This is a genomic window from Xanthomonas sp. D-99, from assembly GCF_017746145.1.
GTDB lineage: Bacteria > Pseudomonadota > Gammaproteobacteria > Xanthomonadales > Xanthomonadaceae > Xanthomonas > Xanthomonas cissicola.
The window spans coordinates 252,254-272,059 of sequence record NZ_JAGHWU010000016.1 but is presented as its reverse complement, the minus strand read 5'-3'; the positions used below and the strand labels follow the sequence as shown (position 1 = coordinate 272,059).

At 65.4% G+C, this 19,806-nt stretch carries 15 protein-coding genes and 2 pseudogenes; 7 read left to right on the top strand and 10 right to left on the bottom strand.

Annotated elements, in window-relative coordinates:
- Positions 1 to 206: 206 nt before the first annotated feature.
- Complete coding sequence (locus J7360_RS08260) at positions 207 to 1,064, top strand: pirin family protein (RefSeq protein WP_003488129.1); 858 nt, start codon at positions 207 to 209, stop codon at positions 1,062 to 1,064.
- Positions 1,065 to 1,095: 31 nt separating this feature from the next.
- Positions 1,096 to 1,518 (top strand): annotated as a pseudogene (locus J7360_RS08255) (OsmC family protein); the annotation flags it as partial.
- A gap of 406 nt (positions 1,519 to 1,924) precedes the next feature.
- Here the strand turns inward: J7360_RS08255 and J7360_RS08250 are convergent.
- Both J7360_RS08250 and J7360_RS08245 read right to left on the bottom strand, forming a co-directional pair.
- Positions 1,925 to 2,386 carry a hypothetical protein gene (locus J7360_RS08250; RefSeq protein ID WP_007963829.1) on the bottom strand — a complete coding sequence of 154 codons (462 nt, stop codon included), beginning with the start codon at positions 2,384 to 2,386 and terminating at the stop codon, positions 1,925 to 1,927.
- A 247-nt stretch (positions 2,387 to 2,633) separates the two neighbouring features.
- A complete protein-coding gene (locus J7360_RS08245) occupies positions 2,634 to 3,524 on the bottom strand; it encodes a pirin family protein (protein ID WP_007963831.1) in 891 nt (296 codons plus the stop codon).
- Between the two features lie 744 nt (positions 3,525 to 4,268).
- On the opposite strand from J7360_RS08245, the gene J7360_RS08240 reads away from it, so the two are divergent.
- Positions 4,269 to 4,649: a hypothetical protein gene (locus J7360_RS08240; RefSeq protein WP_022558897.1), complete on the top strand. Its 381-nt coding sequence runs from the start codon at positions 4,269 to 4,271 to the stop codon at positions 4,647 to 4,649.
- A 70-nt stretch (positions 4,650 to 4,719) separates the two neighbouring features.
- Here the strand turns inward: J7360_RS08240 and nfi are convergent, their stop codons facing one another.
- Entirely contained in the window at positions 4,720 to 5,433 is a 714-nt protein-coding gene (nfi, locus tag J7360_RS08235; protein WP_057662384.1) for a deoxyribonuclease V, read from the bottom strand.
- A gap of 103 nt (positions 5,434 to 5,536) precedes the next feature.
- On the opposite strand from nfi, the gene gpmA reads away from it, so the two are divergent.
- From gpmA to J7360_RS08215, 4 genes and pseudogenes are all read left to right on the top strand, one after another.
- A complete protein-coding gene (gpmA, locus tag J7360_RS08230; RefSeq protein WP_007971667.1) occupies positions 5,537 to 6,286 on the top strand; it encodes a 2,3-diphosphoglycerate-dependent phosphoglycerate mutase in 750 nt (249 codons plus the stop codon).
- 143 nt (positions 6,287 to 6,429) lie between these two features.
- Positions 6,430 to 6,745: pseudogene (locus J7360_RS08225) on the top strand (hypothetical protein).
- Positions 6,746 to 7,019: 274 nt separating this feature from the next.
- Positions 7,020 to 9,122 (top strand): M13-type metalloendopeptidase, encoded by a 2,103-nt coding sequence (locus J7360_RS08220; protein ID WP_022558900.1) that lies wholly within the window; start codon positions 7,020 to 7,022, stop codon positions 9,120 to 9,122.
- Between the two features lie 225 nt (positions 9,123 to 9,347).
- Complete coding sequence (locus J7360_RS08215; protein WP_042675090.1) at positions 9,348 to 10,910, top strand: phospholipase D family protein; 1,563 nt, start codon at positions 9,348 to 9,350, stop codon at positions 10,908 to 10,910.
- A 256-nt stretch (positions 10,911 to 11,166) separates the two neighbouring features.
- Here J7360_RS08215 and J7360_RS08210 read toward each other — a convergent pair whose 3' ends face one another.
- From J7360_RS08210 to J7360_RS08180, 7 genes are all read right to left on the bottom strand, one after another.
- Complete coding sequence (locus J7360_RS08210; RefSeq protein WP_209033638.1) at positions 11,167 to 12,294, bottom strand: chemotaxis response regulator protein-glutamate methylesterase; 1,128 nt, start codon at positions 12,292 to 12,294, stop codon at positions 11,167 to 11,169.
- Positions 12,291 to 13,097: a protein-glutamate O-methyltransferase CheR gene (locus J7360_RS08205; protein ID WP_003488107.1), complete on the bottom strand. Its 807-nt coding sequence runs from the start codon at positions 13,095 to 13,097 to the stop codon at positions 12,291 to 12,293. The genes J7360_RS08210 and J7360_RS08205 overlap by 4 nt, the downstream gene beginning before the upstream one ends.
- A 4-nt stretch (positions 13,098 to 13,101) precedes the next feature.
- Positions 13,102 to 14,385: an EAL domain-containing response regulator gene (locus J7360_RS08200; RefSeq protein ID WP_007971661.1), complete on the bottom strand. Its 1,284-nt coding sequence runs from the start codon at positions 14,383 to 14,385 to the stop codon at positions 13,102 to 13,104.
- A 26-nt stretch (positions 14,386 to 14,411) separates the two neighbouring features.
- Positions 14,412 to 14,927, bottom strand: coding sequence for a chemotaxis protein CheW (locus J7360_RS08195; RefSeq protein WP_005913227.1), 516 nt, complete (start codon positions 14,925 to 14,927; stop codon positions 14,412 to 14,414).
- Positions 14,928 to 14,937: 10 nt separating this feature from the next.
- Positions 14,938 to 17,094 carry a methyl-accepting chemotaxis protein gene (locus J7360_RS08190; RefSeq protein WP_057662391.1) on the bottom strand — a complete coding sequence of 719 codons (2,157 nt, stop codon included), beginning with the start codon at positions 17,092 to 17,094 and terminating at the stop codon, positions 14,938 to 14,940.
- A 66-nt stretch (positions 17,095 to 17,160) separates the two neighbouring features.
- Complete coding sequence (locus tag J7360_RS08185) at positions 17,161 to 19,170, bottom strand: chemotaxis protein CheA (RefSeq protein WP_022558904.1); 2,010 nt, start codon at positions 19,168 to 19,170, stop codon at positions 17,161 to 17,163.
- An 18-nt stretch (positions 19,171 to 19,188) separates the two neighbouring features.
- Positions 19,189 to 19,518, bottom strand: a complete 330-nt coding sequence (locus J7360_RS08180; protein WP_209033636.1) for an STAS domain-containing protein — start codon at positions 19,516 to 19,518, stop codon at positions 19,189 to 19,191.
- Positions 19,519 to 19,806: the final 288 nt, after the last annotated feature.

The window sequence follows — 19,806 nt, the reverse complement described above, 5'->3', positions numbered from 1 at the left end:
CAAGGGTCCACCCACGCCCGGCCGCGGTCAATGCCAGCCGGACGCAAGGGGGTAAAACTTTGGTCGTAGGGTGCCACGGTCACGGATCGGTTAGGGGCGCTGCCGCGCTGGCGGCGTTTGGAACGATCGGTTGCAATGGTTGCGGTTGGGCGGCGGCCCGCGCGCACCCATCATTGGCGCTTCGCCACAAAGCACAGGGACAAGCGATGAGCACCACGACCACCACAGCAGCGCACGTGCTGCGCACCATTCGCGGCATGCCGACCTCCGACGGGGCCGGGGTCAAGCTGACCCGCGTCATCGGCACGCAGCAGCTGCCGGAGCTGGACCCGTTTCTGATGCTGGACGAATTCGGCACCGACAAGGCCGAAGACTATCTGGCCGGTTTTCCCAGCCACCCGCATCGCGGTTTCGAGACCGTGACCTACATGCTCGACGGGCGCATGCGCCACAAGGACAACCACGGCAACGAAGGCCTGCTGACCCCGGGCAGCGTGCAGTGGATGACCGCCGGGCGCGGGCTGATCCATTCGGAAATGCCGGAGCAGGAATCCGGGCGCATGCGCGGCTTTCAGTTGTGGGTGAACCTGCCGGCGCGCGACAAGATGACCGACCCCAAATATCAGGAGTACGCACCCGACCACATTCCGGTGGCGCATCCGGCACCCGGCGTCACGGTCAAGGTGATTGCCGGTGCGGTGGGCGAGGTGGTCGGGCCGATCGTGCAACCTGCAACCAGCCCGGTGTACCTGGATATCGCGTTGGAACCGAACGTGGAATGGGAATATCAGCTGCCGAGCGGGCATAACGCGTTCGCGTATGCCTTCGAGGGCGCACTGACGGTGGGCGAGAGCGACACCGCGCGCGTGTTGCCGGCGCAGCAGCTGGCCGTGCTGGGCGGTGGGCAGCGCCTGCGCCTGCACGCCGGTGCCGACGGCGCGCAACTGATCCTGGTCGCGGGGCGCCCGCTCAACGAGCCGGTGATGCGGCATGGCCCGTTCGTGATGAACACCAAGCAGGAGCTGATGCAGGCCTTCGTCGATTTCCAGGAAGGCCGGTTTTGAACTGGCTCGCGCCCGACAGCAGGAGCCGGCAATGAGTGACCGGCCTGTCAGCGTGCGCACCGGCGCGGTGCCGTACACGGTCAGCATCCACGACGGACTGCACACCTGGAGCGGCGATACGCAGCTGGCCAATGGTGGCGGCGACGCCGGGCCGGATCCCGAGTCGCAGGTGTTGGGCGCACTGGGAGCGTGCACTGCCATCACGGTGTCGATGGTGGCCGCGCGCAAGCAGTGGCCGCTGACGGCGGTGCACGTGCATCTGCATTACACGCAGTGCGGCGCTGCCGGCACGGCGATCGCCCGCGAGGTGGTGCTTGACGGGGCGCTGGACGACGAGCAACGCGCACGGTTGATGGAAGTGGCCGACAAATGCCCGATCCATCGCCTGCTTACCGGCGAGGTGCGCATCCAGACTCGGTTGCAGGCGGCTGGCGGCGGTGGAGACACGGCGATTGGCGCGACTGACAGACGCTTGCCGGCGGTCCTTGAGTATGGTGAATGCGAAATCGGAATCGGAACGGGCGATCGGTCCGCGCCGATTCCGGGCGTACGCCGAGGGGAGCCGCTGCTCCAACGTGCGCAACCGTGAGCGTTCTCCCACGCGTCGCCGCCGCACGTGGTGTCCGCCAGAATCAAAACCGTTGAGCCGATGGACGTATCCGGCGCGCCTGGTGCACGTGCACGCCGCTGGTCGTCGCATTACGCGCGTCGGCGTGACACGCGTGGGGCACACGCATCGAGCGCGCAATGGTGATCTGCGGCGACACGCAAGCGGCAGATGTGGTCAGACCAATGCCTGCAGCGCGCCGGGCAGACCCCCGCGCTGCAAGGCTGTTGCAGCAGCAGTGCGCAGCGCTGCGTCAGCGCTGCAGCGCCAGGCTGGCCGGCTGCAGATCCATGTTCTGCACCATCGACTGCATCGAGGCGAGTTCTTCGGTGCTGGCGCCATCGATCCACAGCTGCGCGTAGCGCTTCTTGCCCAGTTCGACCACGGTGACGCGGCGCGATTCCGTACCCGGCATGTCGCGGCCGCCCAGATCGAGCTTGTACCAGTAGAAATCTTCCTGCTGGATCTGGCCCTTTTCGGCGCGGCGGTCGCGTGCCAACGTCATCGCCGGGTCGCGGGTAGTGAGCATCACTCCCACCACCTGGCGGCCATCTGCCGTCACGGCCTTGCAGACCAGGTAATCGGCACCGGCGAGCTCGTTCCATTGCAGGCCGGAGGCCGGTGGCAACGGCGGGCAGACTGGCGAGGTCTGGGCGTGGGCGGTGGCAGCGGCCAGCAGCAAGCTCAGGCCAACAAGGCAGGATGCAGACTTCATACACGATTCCCCGGCATTGGATGACGATGCGGGCGCGCTTATTTGGTGCCGTTGCAGTACCTCGAACTCCCCGCTCAAGGACTGCCGTCCACGCAACGCGCTCCGTCTACAAGGCCATCACTACCACAGTTTTGCGAATTAGCTCAAGTGATGTCGCACATGTGCCTGGCATCGCATGTGCAGCTTGGCACTTCCGTTACGAGACCTGGTGATCGCGCGTGTCGGTCCACTCGCGCAGCGCACGGTTTCAAGGGTAATTAACCGGTTTCGGGGCCGGTGACTCGGGCAGCGGAATGAACTCCTCGTCGTCGCCGGGAATGCTGCCGAAGCGGCCGGCTTGCCAGTCGTCCTTGGCCTGCTCGATGCGTTGCTTGGAACTGGACACGAAGTTCCACCATAGATGACGCGGCCCATCCAGCGGCTCGCCACCAAGCAGCATTGCCTTGAGCGGGGTCTTGGCGCGCAAGCGGCCACGGGCGCCGGGCGAGGGCACGATCAGGTGGCGAGCTGGCACATCGGCACCATCCAGCTGCGCCTCGCCTTCCAGGATGTACAGGGCGCGCTCGGCGTGCCCGGCGTCCAGATCGAGTTCGGCGTCGGGCGCCAGGTCCAGCGCCACATTCAGCGTGCCGCTGAACACCTGCACCGGCGATTCCTCACCGTACGCGCGGCCGGCAATCACGCGCAGCCACACGCCGTCGCGGCGCTGCTGCGGCAGGCTTGCCGCCGCGTGGTGATGGAACGCTGGCGCGGTCTCCTCGGCCGAGCGCGGCAAGGCGATCCAGGTCTGCATGCCGTGCAAGGCGTGTTGGCGTGCGCGCTCCGGGCCTGGCGTGCGTTCGGAATGGGCGATGCCGCGGCCGGCAGTCATCCAGTTGACGTCGCCAGGGCGGATCACCTGATCCGAGCCCAGCGTGTCGCGGTGGCCGATTTCTCCGGCCCACAGGAACGTGACCGTGGCCAGGCCGATGTGCGGATGTGGGCGTACATCGATGCCGTGATCCGGCTCCAGTACGGCTGGGCCCATGTGGTCGACGAACACGAATGGCCCGACGCTGCGCGCCTGCAGGGTGGGCACGGCGCGGCGCACTTCCAGTCCGCCGATGTCATGGACGCGTGGAGCGATCAGGGTGGTCATGCGCGGTCTCGCGGAGTGATGACGTGGGCACGAGCTTGGCATGCGCGGTGGCCGAGGCGGGCGCGTGGCGTAAAACGCAGTGTCCGAGTCATGGCGCTTCATGCGCGTCGGGCAATGCGCCATCGGTGTGGCGGCTGGCGCCGCACCGCGAACGCCATGCGGGCGTGGCATGGGCTAGCAGCGGCTCATGGCGAGAAAGCCCCGGTCCTTTGCAGGCCGGATGCGTTGCCAGCGTGGACATTGTTGGCGGCGAAGACGACTCATCCAGCGCTGCGGTCCGGGATCAGGCAGGCCGCAACATTGAGGCGCAGGCGTAGGCGCCATTCCCGTCCGCATGTCCAATCGGCAAGGCCCAAGGCGCTTGCGGCCACCATGGCCGGCCCGATCTTCCTCCGCGAGCGGCCGTGTCCAGACGTCGCCGCCGGTGCTGCCGCCAAGCATCGGTTGGCGAGGCTCTGGCAGCGGCGAAGTTGCAACACGAACGAAGTTGCATTGCGGGAAACGTACCGGCGCAACCTAGATGCGTCGTGCCAAGTCACGCGTGTCATCGCGCCATGAATAATAGCGGCGCTTGCACGCTCCACGAGCGTGTTGGCCTTCACTGCAGGCGTCTCAGATGCCGGATCGGCAACGGTCGCTTGCTGCGCATCGTCTGCGCTGCACACGTGGCGGCAACTCGCTCGCGCTTTCGCGTTTTACTCGATGCGTTTCAGATTCTCACTCCCAATCTGAGGACTTACCTTCATGGTCTCATCGATCTCAGGAAAGAAAACCAGATCGCTGCTCTTCTTGGTCATGGCGGCGTCGGTGCCATCCCTTGGTAGTGCCCAGAGCGTCCAGCATGCCGTCAACAGCCGCATCATCAGTGTGGCCGCCGGTGTCCGCTCGCTGGCCTTCTCGGCGAATGGAAAGACGGTTGCCTGCTATGCGGTCTACGCCAACAGGAGCGTCGCAGGGCCGACCCTCAACAGTGCGGTCAACTATCAGGTGGTTTCTTCTTCTTCCTCATGCAGGGATCAGCCCTACGCAGTCGGGTATTCCGTGAACTTCCAGCCCCCATCCAACAAGAACATGGTTTTCTTCCGGATCGACGGTGCCGGTCGCATCGCCATCACTGAAAACTGATTGGTCGCCTTAGCGCCGTGTCAGTGTGACCGCCCGTGCATGCGGCGCCTGACGCGGCTTGAACGCCTGCTCACAGCAGCTGAGCGGGGTAGGCTGCCGGCACCGTCACCTCGCCGCGGCGCGAGGCCAGCCGGTCGGCCAGGCGTGTGGGCTCGGGCAGGCGATAGGTGCGCAACGTGCGCAGGGTCCAGTCCAGTGCGCCTTGCATCGACACGCGATGGCCGGGCGAGACAATCAATGGATTGCAGCGCGGTTTGCTGCGCAGCGCCCAGCCGATCTGCGCACCGCCCAGCAGGATCGGCGTGTGGTCGCCGCGTTCGGGCCCAGGCTCGGCGAAGCTGCCGGCCAGGCGCTGCTTGGCGATGCCGATGCACGGCAGGCCGGTCACCACGCCGAAGTGCGCTGCGATGCCAAGCTTGCGTGGATGCGCGATGCCCTGGCCATCGATGAACACCAGGTCCGGCGTGCGCGACAGCAGCGCCAGGGCCTGCAGCAATGCCGGCAATTCGCGAAAACTGAGCAGGCCAGGGACATAGGGCATCGAGGTCGGCACGCGCGCGATGTGCGTTTCCAGCGGCAGCAACGTCTGCGCATCCAGCAACACGGCGGCCGCGCGGGTGGTCTGGCCATCGTCTTCGAAACCGACATCGAACCCTGCAAGCAACTGCGGCGTGGCGCTCACTGCGTCGTCGAGCACCACGCGCTGCGCCAGTTGCTGTTGCAACTGTCGCGCCTGGATCACGCTGCCGTCCCAACCGGCGAAGACGGGGTCGTTGGTCTGCATTGCCAAAGCATCGCGCGCGGCATGTGGCGATCTCGTGCACGCCTGCGATGCACGCGCTGCCGCTACAATCGCAGGCTGATCGGCCCCCAATCGGAGAACCGTAGTGACCCGCAAACTCGTACTGCTGCGCCATGGCCAGAGCCAATGGAATCTGGACAACCGTTTCACCGGCTGGGTGGATGTGGAACTGACCGACCAGGGCCGCCAGGAAGCTGTGGCAGCCGGCAGGCTGATGAAGGACGAAGGGCTGCAGTTCGATGTCGCCCACACCTCGGTGCTCAAGCGCGCCATCCACACGCTGCAGGGCGCGTTGAAGGAGCTTGACCAGGACTGGTTGCCGGTGTCCAAGAGCTGGCGCCTCAACGAGCGCCACTACGGTGGCCTGCAAGGCCTGGACAAGGCCGAAACCGCGGCCAAGCACGGCGAGGAGCAGGTCAAGATCTGGCGCCGTTCGTACGACATCCCGCCGCCGGCGATGGACGTCAACGACCCGGGCCACCCGTGCCACGACCGTCGCTACGCCACCCTCGACCGCAATGCGCTGCCGGGGACCGAGTCGCTGGCGACCACGCTGGTGCGCGTGTTGCCGTATTGGCACGACGCGATTGCGCCGCAGTTGAAGGCCGGGCAGACCGTGCTGGTGACCGCGCACGGCAATTCGCTGCGTGCGCTCTACAAGTACCTCAACGATGTCTCCAATGAGCAGATCCTGGAGCTCAACATCCCTACCGGCATCCCGTTGCTGTTCGAGCTGGACGACAACTTGCAGGTGCGCAGCTTCCGTTACCTGGGCGACCCGGAAGCGGCCAAGCGCGCGGCCGAAGCAGTAGCCAACCAGGGCAAGGCGAAGTAATCGCCGCTGGCGCTTGCAGCGCTGCGTGCGGTGCGCGCAGCGCGAGTTCTTGCGCGCACGCGGCTGCAAGCGGCTGCATGCGGTGGTGAATGGACGCGGTGCGAGGGGGCGATGCGCGCTCCGCCGAGTGCAGGCGAGACACGATGTCAGGCAAACGTGGAACCCGGCAGATGACTGCCGTTTATTGTCGCGCGTATCTGGTGACGCTTGGCATGCTGCTGGCCGGCGGCCCCGCCTTTGTCGCTTTGGCTGCCAGCGACATCTCCGGTGCGGGGGCTGGGGCTGGCGCTGCTGATCTGCGCAATGGGCGTACTACTGCTGGGGATTGGCGTCGCTGGGCCGTCGCGACAGATGGAAGCGTGCGCCGATGCGGCGTCGGGGCACGAGGTCGCCCTGGTGCTGATGGCGTTGGCGTATCCGGTGTACCTGTTGATGGCGCCGTTCTACGCGCGGCCTTGAGCGCATGCGATGGCGCGAGCTGCGCCGGTGTGGGTGGAAACAGCGCGCCGCGGTGTCGATGACAGACGCGCACGTGGTGTACTGATGCAATGGACTTTCATACGGCACGGCGTCGCAGGTTATGTTGCAGTGCCGCTGCACTGATGTGGTCTGGCCGGTTGCGCCGCGACTGACGGGGAGGCGGGCGCCTGCTGCGCGGTCCTTCGCCAGCGCTTGCCGACCGGATGTTGACTTTTTTCGATCGCGCCTGCGCGGTCAGCCCTTGGAGAATTCAATGAAGTTGCGCAAGTTAGCCCCGCTATCGCTCGCGGTCGCCATCGTGGTCGCGCTGTCTGCGTGCGGTGCCTCCGACGACACTGCCAAGGTGGCGCCCGCCGCACCGCGGGCGGTACCGACCAAGGTGGACGTGTCCAAGCTCGATGCGCCGATCGTGGCGTTCAGCAGCGGCGATCTGGACCCGAGCATCGCCGCGTGTGAGGACCTCAACGGGTTCGTCAACGCCAGGTGGCTCAAGGCCAACCCGGTGCCGTCCGATCGCACCAGCTGGGGCAGCTTTGAGGTGCTGGCCGAGCGCTCGCTGACCATCCAGCACGCGCTGGTGGAGCAACTGGCGCGCGGCAACCTGTCGGCCGGTTCGGTGGATGCCAAGCTCGCCGACCTGTGGCGGACCGGCTCGGATGAAGCGGCGATCGACAAAGCCGGCATTACGCCGCTGCAGCCGCAATTGAAGGACATCGAGGCATTGACCGATGCGCCGGCCATTGCCGCCTGGTTGCGCAACAGTTATGCGCAAGGCCAGGGTGTGGTGTTTTCGTTCGGTGCCAATGCCGACTACAAGAATTCCGAGCAGATGATCGCCTACGCAGGGCAGGGCGGTCTGGGCTTGCCCGAAAAGGGCTATTACACCGATCCGGCGCAGGCAAAGATTCGCGAGCAGTACGTGGCCTACATCGCGCGGATGCTGGAGCTGTCGGGCATCCCGGCACCGCAGGCGGCTGCCCAGGCCAAGGCGGTGATGGCGTTCGAGACGCGCCTGGCCAATGCGTCGTTGTCGCGTATCGAACTGCGCGACCCGGCCAAGCGCTACAACCCGGTCGATGTGGCCGGCGCCAACGCCATCACGCCGCACTTCGACTGGAAGGCGTTCTTCGCGGCGCTCAAGGTGCCGGCCGGCACCTTCTCGCTGAGCCAGCCGGGCTATTTCGCCGAGCTCGATGCGATGCTGGCCGATACGCCGGTCGATACCTGGAAAGCGTATCTGCGCTTCCACACGGTGGACGAAGCGGCGCCGTACCTGGCCAAGCCGTTCGAGCAGGCCAATTTCGATTTCTACGCCAAGACCCTGCGCGGCCAGCAGGACATGCTGCCGCGCTGGAAGCGCACCTTGAATGCGGTCAACGAGGCGATGGGCGAGGCCTTGGGCCAGCTGTACGTGCAATCCGCATTTCCGGCCGAATCGAAGCAGCAGATGCAGCAACTGGTGCAGAATCTATCGGCGGCGCTCAAGGCGCGGCTGGAAAAGCTCGACTGGATGAGCGCGGAAACCAAACAGCGCGCACTGGAAAAATGGGCCAGCTTCACTCCCAAGATCGGTTACCCGGACCAGTGGCGCGATTGGTCGGGTCTTCAGACGCGTGGCGACGGCTTTCTTGCCAACATGCAGGCCGCACAGGCATTCAACTACCGCTACATGCTGGACAAGATCGGCAAGCCGGTCGACAAGCGCGAGTGGCATATGACCCCGCAGACGGTGAACGCGTACTACAACGCCACGCGTAACGAGATCGTGTTTCCGGCCGCGATCCTGCAGCCGCCGTTCTTCGATCCCAAGGCCGATCCGGCCTTGAACTACGGTGGCATCGGCGCGGTGATCGGGCACGAAATGATGCACGGCTACGACGATTCCGGTAGCCAGTTCGATGCCAAGGGCAACTTCGATAGCTGGTGGACCGAGGCAGACCGCAAGCTGTTCACCGAGCGCACCGACCAGCTGGTGGCCCAGTTCGATGGCTATGAAGCGATCAAGGGTGTGCACGTCAAAGGCAAGCTGACGCTGGGCGAGAACATCGGCGACCTGGGCGGTCTGACCGTGGCTTACGATGCCTTGCAAATGGCATTGCAGGAGCAGCCGGTCGCCAACAAGCAGATCGATGGCTATTCGCAGGACCAGCGGTTCTTCATGAACTGGGCCACGGTGTGGCGCCGCAACTTCACCGATGGCGAATTGCGCGTGCGCCTGAACACCGACCCGCACGCGCCGGCGAATTTCCGCGCCAACGGTGCGCCGTCGAACATGCCGGCGTTTGCGCAGGCCTTCCAGTGCAAGCCCGGCGATACGATGGTACGGGGCGACAAGGAGCGCGTGACCATCTGGTAAGCGACGTGGGCGCGCGCTGGTGTTTCGGCAGCTCGCGCGCCACGCTGCTGATGACGCCATACACCGTATCGCTCGCCTTGTGCGGCACGTGGTACTGCGCGTGCTCGCCTCCGGGACACCCGCCTGTTGCTTGCCGGAATTGTCGAGGTTGCTTGTGGCGGCGTCTGCACACCGGTCTGCCCGCGTGGGCTCTACACTGCCGCGCTGCGAATCGCGGAATCGGCAGTGACAAAGCGGAAATTTTTCAAATGGTTCGGCGTTGCGCTGCTGGTGCTGGTGCTGGCCAGTGCGTTAGCGCTGTACGGCTACGGGCGCTTTGCCGACCGCCAACGCGGGCCGGTCAGTCACGTGCTGCCTGCCAAGGCGGCGACAACGCCCATCGACAAGGTGGTGGCGCCATTGCAACAGGCGCATGCCGGTCAGACCGGCATGGTGATCCTGCCGGACAACGTCGATGCGTTTGCGGTACGTGCGCTCACCGCGCGTGCGGCCGGGCGCAGCCTGGATCTGCAGTACTACATCTGGCACGCCGATTTCACCGGCAACCTGCTGCACAACGAGTTGCTGCGCGCGGCCGATCGCGGGGTGCGCGTGCGGTTGCTGCTGGACGACATGAATATCCATGGCAGCGATTCGGTGCTGGCCGCCCTGGATAGCCATCCGCTGATCGAGATTCGCCTGTTCAACCCGACCCGCGCGCGCGAAGGCACCTTGATGCGCGGCGTGGAGATGGTGCTGCGCATGTTCAGCATCAACCGCCGCATGCACAACAAGGCCTGGATTGCCGATGGCCGCATCGCGGTGGTGGGTGGGCGCAACGTGGGCGACGAATATTTCGATGCGGCGCGCGACACCAATTTCATGGATATGGATGCGGCGCTGATGGGGCCAGCGGTGGGCCAGGCCGAGCAGGTATTCGATGCGTACTGGAATAGCCCCAATGCCTTGCCGCTGTCTGCGCTGGTTACCGCAAAACCGCAGGCACTGGAGGCCTTGCGTGGCAGCCTGGACGCCGGCATGGCATCGGTGCGCGCGCATCCGTATGTGGAGCGGCTCAAGCGCTCTCCAAGCGTGCGCGAACTGATGCAGGGCGACCGCCCGGTGCACTGGGTGTCGCAAGCGCGTATCGTCTCCGACCCGCCGGAAAAAGCCGAAGGTGCGCCGCCGCAAGCCGACTGGATGACGCCAGTGCTGATCGGCGAAATGGCGCACGCACAGCGCGGGCTGAAAGTGATTTCGCCGTATTTCGTGCCGGGCGACGAGGGCATGCGCTGGATCGGCAATCTGCGCCAGCGCAACGTGCGCGTGAGCATTCTGACCAATTCGCTGGCAGCCAACGACGTGGTGGCAGTGCACAGCGGTTACGCCGGTTATCGCGTGCCGCTCCTGCAGCAGGGCGTGCGCCTGCATGAGCTCAAGCCGATGGGCAAGCCGGACGGCAGCCTGTTCGGTTCCAGCGGCGCCAGCTTGCATACCAAGGCGTTTGTCGTGGACGACAGCAGCGGTTTCATCGGCTCGTTCAACCTGGACCCGCGTTCGATGAACCTCAATACCGAAATGGGCCTGTTGTTCAACGACCGTGTGGTCACCGCGGAGCTGGAGCGCCTGTACAACCACAAGGTCAGTGCGCCGGTGAGTTACCGCGTGACCCTGGACCAGGGCGAACTGCGTTGGCACGATGATGCCGCGCAGCCGCCCGAGGTGTGGTCGCGCGAGCCGGCCGCGAGCGTGTGGCGACGTGGTGCAGCAACGGTGATGGGCTGGCTGCCGCTTGAGTCGCAGCTGTAGGTCCGCTCAGGGTGTTGCCCTCATCCGCCCTTCGGGCACTTTCTCCCGCAGACCGGAGAAGGGAATGTGGAGATCTTCATGGACGGAAGAGATGCGCGCGTCGATCCTGCGCAGCGCAGTGGTTGCGTTGGAACAGACGCAGTGGTTGTGCCCAGCACAGGCACTGGCTCTGTCGAGCAGATGCGCAGGGTCTGTCGCGCAGAAGGTGCAGTGGTTCTGGCAGCACGTTTGGCGCGCGACGTGGACGTCTGTCGCGTTATTGCAGCTGCGTCACGATCTCGCGCGCCATCGCGCCCAGCGGCAGGATACGGTCCGCGCCGCCGCGCTTGATCGCTTCCTTGGGCATGCCGAACACGATGCTGGTGTGTTCGTCCTGCGCGACCGTGCGTGCGCCGGCCTGGCGCATTTCCAGCAGGCCGGCGGCACCATCGTCGCCCATGCCGGTCATGATGATGCCCAGCGCATTGCTGCCGGCCGCGCGCGCGGCCGAGCGGAACAGTACATCGACCGACGGGCGATGCCGGTTGACCGGTGGTCCTTCCAGCACTTCGACGAAATACTGCGCGCCGCTGCGACGCAGCAGCAGATGTTTGCCGCCGGGGGCGATCAATGCGCGGCCCGGCATCACGCGGTCGTTGTTGGCGGCTTCCTTGACGGCGATCTGGCACAGGCCGTTCAGACGTGCGGCGAAGGCAGCGGTGAATTTCTCCGGCATGTGCTGCACGATCACGATGCCCGGGCAGACGCGCGGCAGTGCCGTGAGCACTTCTTCCAGGGCATGGGTGCCGCCGGTGGAGGTGCCGATCGCGACGATGCGTTCGGTGGTCTGCGCCAGCGCACGCCCGCTTTGCGCCGGCAGGATGACATCTGCTGTGTGCTTGACCTCCGCTTCCAGCGGCGCGGCAGTCACGCGCGCGGCCAGCCGCTTGACGTTGGCGCGCGCGGCGCTGCGCACGGTCGCCACCAGTTCGTCGGCAGAGTCGGTGAGAAATTGCTTCAGACCCAGGCGGGGTTTGGTCACCACCGCCACCGCGCCGGCGGCCAGCGCATCCATGGTGACGCGCGCGCCTTTTTCGGTGAGCGTGGAGCAGATCACCACCGGCGTGGGCCGCTCGCTCATGATCTTGCGCAGGAAGGTGATGCCGTCCATGCGCGGCATTTCCACGTCGAGCACGATCACATCCGGCCAGTGCTGGCGCATTTTTTCGATCGCCAGCAGCGGGTCCGCGGCGGTGGCGATGACGTCGATGCCGGGCGCGTCGTTGAGCACGCCCACCAGCACCTGGCGCACCACTGCCGAATCGTCGACCACCATGGCCTTGATGGGAGTGGGGTTGGCGGCGGGGCGATGGAGCGCTGTCGACACGGTGAACCCCTGGGTCATGCCTTGCGGAAAATCGAGGGTGCCACCTGGACCAGATCGATGTCGAGTTCGCTCAGGCTTTCCGAATGGCCGATGCAGAAGTGCCCGCCCGACTTGAGGTTGGACAGCACGCGCAGGATCACTTCGCGCTTGGTCTGGCCATTGAAATAGATCATCACATTGCGCAGGAAAATCGCATCGAAGCTGCCCAGTGCCGGCAACGCGGCATTGAGATTGGCGTGCACGAACTGCACGCGCTCGCGCAGTCGCCGCTCCACCAGCAAGGTGCCGTCGTACTCGCCCTGGCCACGCAGGCAGTAGCGTTTGAGATAGGCCTGCGGGATGCCGTCGATACGTTGCAGCGCGTAATGGCCGGTGCGTGCCTTGGCCAGCACGCGGGTGCTGATGTCGCTGCCTACCACTTCGAACGGGCGGCCCTGCAAGGTGTCGTCCAGCACCATGGCCATGCTGTAGGCTTCTTCGCCGCTGGAACTGGCAGCGCTCCAGCAGCGGAACGGCAGCCCGCCACGGTGTTCGCCGGCCAGCTTGCGCAGCAGCTCGAAATGCTTGGGCTCGCGGAAGAAATAGGTTTCGTTGGTGGTGAGCAGGTCGATCGCGGTCTGGATTTCCCTGCGGTCCTGGCGGCTTTCCAACAGCTGCAGGTACTGCGTGTAGGTGCTGAACTGATGTTCGCGCAGACGCTTGCCCAGGCGGCCGCACAGCATCGCCTTCTTGCCGGAGGAAATGGTAATGCCGGCCGCTTCGAAGATGAAGCGCTGGAAGCGGCCGAACTCCTGTTCGGTGATGGCGGTTGCTGTGCTCATTGGCTCAGGCCACGTCCGCATCGCTGTGGAACGTGCTGTCGCTCAGGCGTGCGATGCGCACGGCGTGTTCGCGCCACCACTCCGACAGCATCGGCCCGGGCATCGGCGATGCCATCAGATAGCCTTGTGCCAGATCGCAGCCAAGTTCGCGCAGCAGCCGCCAGTCGTCGGGCGTTTCCACGCCTTCCGCCACGGCGGTGAGTTCGAGCCGATGCGCCAGTTCCAGCGTGGATTCGAGCACGGTGCGCTGGCTGCGGCTGCGATGCGCCGCATGCACGAAGCTGCGGTCCAGCTTGAGTTCGGTGAAGGGAATGCTGGCCAGGCGCTGCAGCGAGGAGAAGCCGGTGCCGTAGTCGTCGATGGACAGGCCGAACCCGTGCAGGCGCAAACGCGCCAGCATGCTCAGCGCATTGGCCGGCTCCACGATGGCGCTTTCGGTGAGCTCCAGTACCAGATCGGCCGGGCTTAGGCCGTTCTCGCCCAGCTTGGTGCATAGCTCTTCGAGGAAATGGTCCTCGCCCAGCAGCCGGGGCGAGAGGTTCAGGGCCAGGCTCAGGTCGAGCCCTTCGGCGCGCCAGTCCACCAATTGCGCGATGGCCTTGTCGATGACCTGCTGCGTCAACGCGTGGATCAAGCCTTCGCGTTCGGCCAGCGGAATGAAACGGTCCGGGCCGATCATGTCGCCTTGCGGTCGGCGCCAACGTGCGAGCGCTTCCACGCCACGCAGGCGGCCGTCCTTCAGATCGAGCTTGGGTTGGTAGGCCACGCGGATCTCGCCGCGGCGCATGGCGCGATCCAGCCGCGAGGCGGCGGCGCCACCGCTGGACATCAGCGGCGAAATCGCCACCGGCGCGAACGCCGGTGCGTCGGCGGCCGGCTCCGGTTCGCACTCCAGTACGGTGGCCAGATCCTGCAGGTTCATCGGCTTTTCGATGCCGCCGAGCACGCGCACGCCGGCACTGCGGCTGAGTTGCATCACCGCATCGATCAAGGCACCGCCGCGTTGCGATACCACGACTACCGGCACGCTGTATTTGCCGCGCGCCAGGGCGTCGAGCAACTGCACACCGTCCATGCCCGGCATTTCCAGATCCACCAGCAGCAACGATGGCGCCTGGGCGCGCGTCAGCCACTCCAGGGCCGCGTTTCCGTCGACGGCACCGTCGACCACGCTTGCGCCGAGCTGGCGACATAGCGCCATGGCGTGTTCGCGCTGGACCACGCTGTCGTCCACGACCAGGACCGGGCCGGCCAGCGTGCAGTTGCAGGAGAGAAGGGCGGGGCGCATGGGAGTCCTTGAGTGCATGCGTGAGGTCAGGCCGCCAGCTCGGCGGCCGGCAGCTGGGCGAGCGTGTCGTTGCCCAGCACGGCATCGGCATCGAGCAGGATCACGAAGCGCTCGCCGATCTTGCCCATGGCGTGGATGAAGTCGCGCGCGATGCCGGCGCCGAAGCTGGGCGTGTCGACGATGTCGGAGGGCGCAATTTCCAGCACTTCGCTGACCGCATCCACCAATAGCCCAAGCACCTGATGCAGCTCACCATGCGCGATCTCCACGATCACGATGCAGCTGCGCTTGGTGATCGCGCTGGCGTTGCGGCCGAAACGTTGCTGCAGGTCGACCACCGGCACCACCGCGCCGCGCAGATTGATCACCCCGCGCAGCGCCGGCGGCATCATCGGCACATCGGTCGGCACGCGGTATTCGATGATTTCCTTGATGCCCAGGATGCCCAGGCCGAACATCTCCCGGCCCAGCAGAAAGGTCAGGTATTGCTGCGGTGCCGTCGATGACGGCATCTGGTGGTTGGTTGCGGGGCGCGCTTGCATCGTCGGCTCCTCAGAAGCTGGCGAATTGCGATTCGTCGATCGCATCGGCGGTGGCGGCCAACGCACTGATCTGGCGCACGTTGGTGCGTCGTGGCGGCGCGCTGTTCACAGTGGCAGGCGCATGCGCTGCGATCCTGCGCGGTCCTGGCCTGCGGCTGCCCGATGCGGCGCCACGGCTGCCATTGCCCAGCCGGAAGAAGCCCATCAGCTGCTGCAGCTGTTCGGCCTGCGCGCTCATCTCTTCCGAGGTGGCGGCCAGTTCTTCGGCATTGGCGGCGGCCGATTGGGTGGTCTGGTTCAACTGGCCCACCGCAGTATTGATCTGGCTGACGCCGGCGGTCTGTTCTTCGGAAGCGGCGGCGATTTCCTGCACCAGGTCGGAGGTGCGGCGGATCGAAGGCACCATCTCGCCGAGCACGCGGCCGGCGCTTTCGGCCAGTTCCACGCTGGATTCAGCCACTTCGCCGATTTCCTGCGCAGCGATCTGGCTGCGTTCGGCCAGCTTGCGCACTTCGGCGGCCACCACCGCAAAGCCCTTGCCGTGTTCGCCGGCGCGCGCCGCTTCGATGGCGGCATTGAGCGCCAGCAGGTTGGTCTGATACGCAATGTCGTCGATGATGCCGATCTTCTTGGCGATGTCCTTCATCGCCACCACGGTGGCGCGCACGGTATCGCCGCCGTCGGCCGCTTCGCTGGCCGCCTTGGCCGCCATGCTGTCGGTAACGCGCGCGTTTTCGGTGTTCTGTGCGATGGAGGCGGTCATCTGCTCCAGCGAGGCGCTGGTTTCTTCCACACCGGCCGCCTGTTCGCTGGCGGCCTGGGCCAGCGCCTGCGCGGTGGCGCTGACCTCTTCCGACGCACTGGCCAGGTTTTCGGCATTGCGGTTGACCTCATCGACGATCTCGGTCAGACGGCTCATGGTGGTGTTGACGTAGCGCTGCATGTCGGCGAATGCGCCTTCGTAGCGGCCTTCCACGGTGTGGGTGAGGTCGCCTTCGGCCATCGCGCCCATGACCTGGATCACTTCGGAAATGCTGCGCAGATTGCCGCGCGCGCGCTCCACGGTGTCGTTGATGAAGGCCTTCTTGCCCGGCAGCTGCGCCAGCGGTGCATCGAAGTTGCCGCGGCCGAATTCGGCCACCACGCCCATCGCCAGTTTCTTGACCGCGATATGCGCACCCACCATCTGGTTGATGCCCAGCGCCATGCTGCGGAAGTCGCCATCGAAGCGGCTGCTGTCGATGACCACGTCGATGTCGCCGGCCTCGTGTTCGTCCGACATGTGGTTGATCTCGGCGATCAGGCCGGTGAGGTTGCCGCGCACCTGTTCGATGGTGTCGTTGATGAAGCGCTTCTTGCCCGGCAGCAACGGCAGGTGTGCGGTGAAGTTGCCGCGGCCGAATTCGCTGACGCAGGCAATGGCCTGTTTCTTGACCGCGATATGGCTGGCCACCATCGCGTTGATGCCTTCGGCCATGCGACGGAAATCGCCGGTGAAGCGCTGGGTGTCGATGACCACATCGATATCGCCGGCATCGTGCTCGGCCGACATGCGATTGACCTCTGCGACCATGCCGGTGAGGTTGCCGCGGATCTGGTCCACCACCTCGTTGATGAAGGCCTTCTTGCCCGGCAGGCGCTCGAGTTCGGCGGAAAAATTGCCGCGACCGAACTCGGCCACGCACGCCATCGCCTGCTTTTTTACCGCGATATGGCTGGCCACCATGCGGTTGATGCCATCGCCCATGGTGCGGAAATCGCCATCGAAGCGCGCCACATCGATGCGCGCGTCGATCTCGCCGGCATCGTGTTCGCGCGAAACGCGGTTGATTTCCTCGTTGACGTGGCGGATGCCGCTCTGCACCTTGCGCAGCCCGCGCAGGACATCGCTGGCCTGGTCGTCGCGCACTTGCGGCAGCGCCACGTCGAAGTTGCCGCGCGAGAACGCGTCCAGCGTGGTGGTGGCCATCTCCAGCGACGCGCTGGCGATACGGATTGCCCAGACCAGCAAGGCACCGCTGATCAATGCTGCAACGATGCTGGTGCCCAGCAAGGCTGCGTGCGAGAGCGTCAGCGCAACGCCGGCGACGACCGCGACGACGGGCAGGGCGACGGCAAGCGCGGCGGTGAACCACAACTGCGTAGCGATCGGGAGACGGTGTGACATGACGGTAGCTTCCTGGGGTCAGGTAACGACAAACGATGGTTCGGGCCGGAGCGATGGCGCGGGCGTTCAGGCCGCCAGCGCGTCCTGGTTGGGATGCAACTGCTGAATCAGGCTGGGCACATCCAGAATCAGTGCGACATCGCCGCTTCCCAGAATGCTCGAGCCGCTGATGCCTTTGACCTGCGCGAACACCTTGGACAGCGGCTTGATCACCGTCTGCCATTCGCCGAGCAGGGTGTCCACCACCAGGCCGAAGCGCTGCGCGCCCTGTCGGATCACCACGATGCTTTCGCGCGAGGGCGTCTTGCCGCCCAGCGCGAACAGTTCGCGCAGGCGCACGTACGGCAACACGCTGCCGCGCAGGTCGATGTAATCGCTGGTGTAGTCGGGCGTGAACTCCACGCACTCTTCGACCACATCCAGCGGCACCACGAAGACCGATTTGCCCACTCCGACCTGGAAGCCGTTGATGATGGCCAGCGTCAGCGGCAGGCGTACCGAGATGGTGGTGCCCACGCCGGCGGCGCTGTCGATCTCGACCGTGCCGCGCAGTGCGGTGATGTTGCGCTTGACCACGTCCATGCCCACGCCGCGTCCGGACAGATTGGTGACCTTTTCGGCAGTGGAAAAACCCGGTTCGAAGATCATCGCGAATACGTCGCGGTCGCTGAGCTGGCGGCCGGGTTCGATCAGGCCGCGTTCGAGCGCCTTGGCCAGGATGCGGTCGCGGTTCAAGCCGCCGCCGTCGTCGGTGATCTGGATGACGATGCTGCCGGAGTCGTGATATGCGTTGAGCCCGACGGTGCCGCGCGCAGGCTTGCCGCGCGCCACGCGCACGTCCGCCGGCTCGATGCCGTGGTCCATCGCATTGCGCACCAGATGGGTGAGCGGGTCGCCGATCTTTTCCACCACCGACTTGTCCAGTTCGGTGTCTTCGCCGGCTACCACCAGCGCGATGTCCTTGCCCAGTTCGCGCGCCACATCGTGCACCACGCGCTGGAAGCGGCTGAAGGTGCCGCCGATCTTGACCATGCGTAGCTGCAGCGCACTTTCGCGCACGTCTTCGACCAGGCCAGCCAGGATCGAGGCCGATTCCAGTAGCTGCGCATCGCCGGTGCGTTGCGCATTGGCGTTGGTGCTGGAGACGGCAATGATGAGTTCGCCGACCAGATCGATCATGCGATCGAGCTTGTCGGCGTCCACGCGGATGGAACGCGCGTCGGCGTTGCGCGCGGCAGCGTCCGGCGCGGCGCGGCCTGGCGCCGAAGCGGCGCTGGGTACTGCAGCAAGCGGCTTGTTCGGCACGGGGCTGGCTGCCGCTTCGGCAGTGAGCAATTCAGCGGCATCGGATGGCGCCGGAACCGACACGATCTCCAGATCGCAATCTTCGCGGACGAATTCGAACACCTCTTCGATGGCGGCGCGGTCGGCATCGCTGCGCAGCAGGATCTGGAAGCCCAGGTAATTAGCTTCCGGATCCAGGTCGTCGAATGCCGGCAGTTGGCTGATATCGGTGTTGATCGATTCGACCGAACCCAGGCTGCGCAGGTTGCGAATCAGCTTGAGCGGCGAATTGCCAAAACGCAGTGCGTCGGCAAACAGTTTCAGGGTGATGCGCCAGTAACCGCTCTGCTTTTCCGGTGCGCCTTGCGCAACGGCGGTTGCAGTGACGCCGCAGGCGCTGCGTTGCAGATACGTCTGCAGTTGCGCCAGCAGCGGCTCGGCTTCGGCGGCCAGTGCGACCGGGTCGGCGTGGCTCGGGTCTGCGGCGGTTTCCACCAATGCATGGATATGGTCGCAGCACACCAGCAGCAGCCCGATCAGTTCCGAGCTCAAGCTCAACGCTTCGTCGCGTACCAGATCCAGCACGCTTTCCACCACATGGGTGAAGCCGACCAGCTGCGGCAGATCGAACAGGCCACCGGAGCCCTTGATGGTGTGCGCGGCGCGGAAGATGGCATTGACCGCATCCGGCGACGGTTCGCCGCGCTCGGCTTCGAGCAGGTGACGTTCCATGTCTTCGAGCAGGTCCCGGCTCTCGGCCAGGAAGGTCTGCATCAGCTGGTTCATGTCCATGCGCGCGTCGCCAGTCCGTTAGTTAATTCGTTCGCCCAGGCCTGCAACCGCATGCGGGTACAGGGCCTCGAGCAGGCCGAGCAGCTCGATGACATCGACCACTGCGCGGCTGGAATCGGTCAGCGAGAACGGGCGGCCATCGGCCTGGATCGCCTGCTTGGTGGCCAGCAACAATTGCAGACCGGTGGTATCGATCTCGCTGACGGCGGCCAGGTCCAGATGCAATCCACCCGGATGCAGCAGGGCCGGCTGCAGCAACGGCTTGAGCTCGGCCGCGCGACGAATGGTCATCTCGCCTTCCAGGGCAAGGGTCAGCGGCGCGGGTAGATCGGACAATGGCGTGTTCATTGGTGCCTCAAGCGGTGCGATGGCGCACGGGTGCGTGCCATGGCCTGGGAAGGTCGCGACCGCCTGGACGAGTGTGCGCAGCGCTGCACACGGTCCATGCCGGTCTATGCAGGTATCGGCGCCTTCCGGAAATATTTAGGCAAAATTCAGTGCGATGATGGATTTGCGAAACCCGTCACCGACTGTGGATTAATTGCTCAGCTTTGTCGGAAGCAGGCTCAGGGGGGGGGGACTGTCCAGGCCTTTGCCCGTTGGACAGGTGGCCCCGGCCCTGCACGACGTGGCGGG

What these genes read in the sequence shown, in the direction of transcription:
- J7360_RS08205 (WP_003488107.1), bottom strand. Translation starts at nt 13,097, where the DNA reads ATGAGCACAGCAACCGCCATCACCGAACAGGAGTTCGGCCGCTTCCAG.
- J7360_RS08220 (WP_022558900.1), top strand. Translation starts at nt 7,020, where the DNA reads ATGAAGTTGCGCAAGTTAGCCCCGCTATCGCTCGCGGTCGCCATCGTG.
- J7360_RS08200 (WP_007971661.1), bottom strand. Translation starts at nt 14,385, where the DNA reads ATGCGCCCCGCCCTTCTCTCCTGCAACTGCACGCTGGCCGGCCCGGTC.
- nfi (WP_057662384.1), bottom strand. Translation starts at nt 5,433, where the DNA reads ATGCAGACCAACGACCCCGTCTTCGCCGGTTGGGACGGCAGCGTGATC.
- J7360_RS08190 (WP_057662391.1), bottom strand. Translation starts at nt 17,094, where the DNA reads ATGTCACACCGTCTCCCGATCGCTACGCAGTTGTGGTTCACCGCCGCG.
- J7360_RS08185 (WP_022558904.1), bottom strand. Translation starts at nt 19,170, where the DNA reads ATGGACATGAACCAGCTGATGCAGACCTTCCTGGCCGAGAGCCGGGAC.
- J7360_RS08240 (WP_022558897.1), top strand. Translation starts at nt 4,269, where the DNA reads ATGGTCTCATCGATCTCAGGAAAGAAAACCAGATCGCTGCTCTTCTTG.
- J7360_RS08180 (WP_209033636.1), bottom strand. Translation starts at nt 19,518, where the DNA reads ATGAACACGCCATTGTCCGATCTACCCGCGCCGCTGACCCTTGCCCTG.
- J7360_RS08260 (WP_003488129.1), top strand. Translation starts at nt 207, where the DNA reads ATGAGCACCACGACCACCACAGCAGCGCACGTGCTGCGCACCATTCGC.
- J7360_RS08210 (WP_209033638.1), bottom strand. Translation starts at nt 12,294, where the DNA reads ATGACCCAGGGGTTCACCGTGTCGACAGCGCTCCATCGCCCCGCCGCC.
- J7360_RS08245 (WP_007963831.1), bottom strand. Translation starts at nt 3,524, where the DNA reads ATGACCACCCTGATCGCTCCACGCGTCCATGACATCGGCGGACTGGAA.
- J7360_RS08195 (WP_005913227.1), bottom strand. Translation starts at nt 14,927, where the DNA reads ATGCAAGCGCGCCCCGCAACCAACCACCAGATGCCGTCATCGACGGCA.
- J7360_RS08250 (WP_007963829.1), bottom strand. Translation starts at nt 2,386, where the DNA reads ATGAAGTCTGCATCCTGCCTTGTTGGCCTGAGCTTGCTGCTGGCCGCT.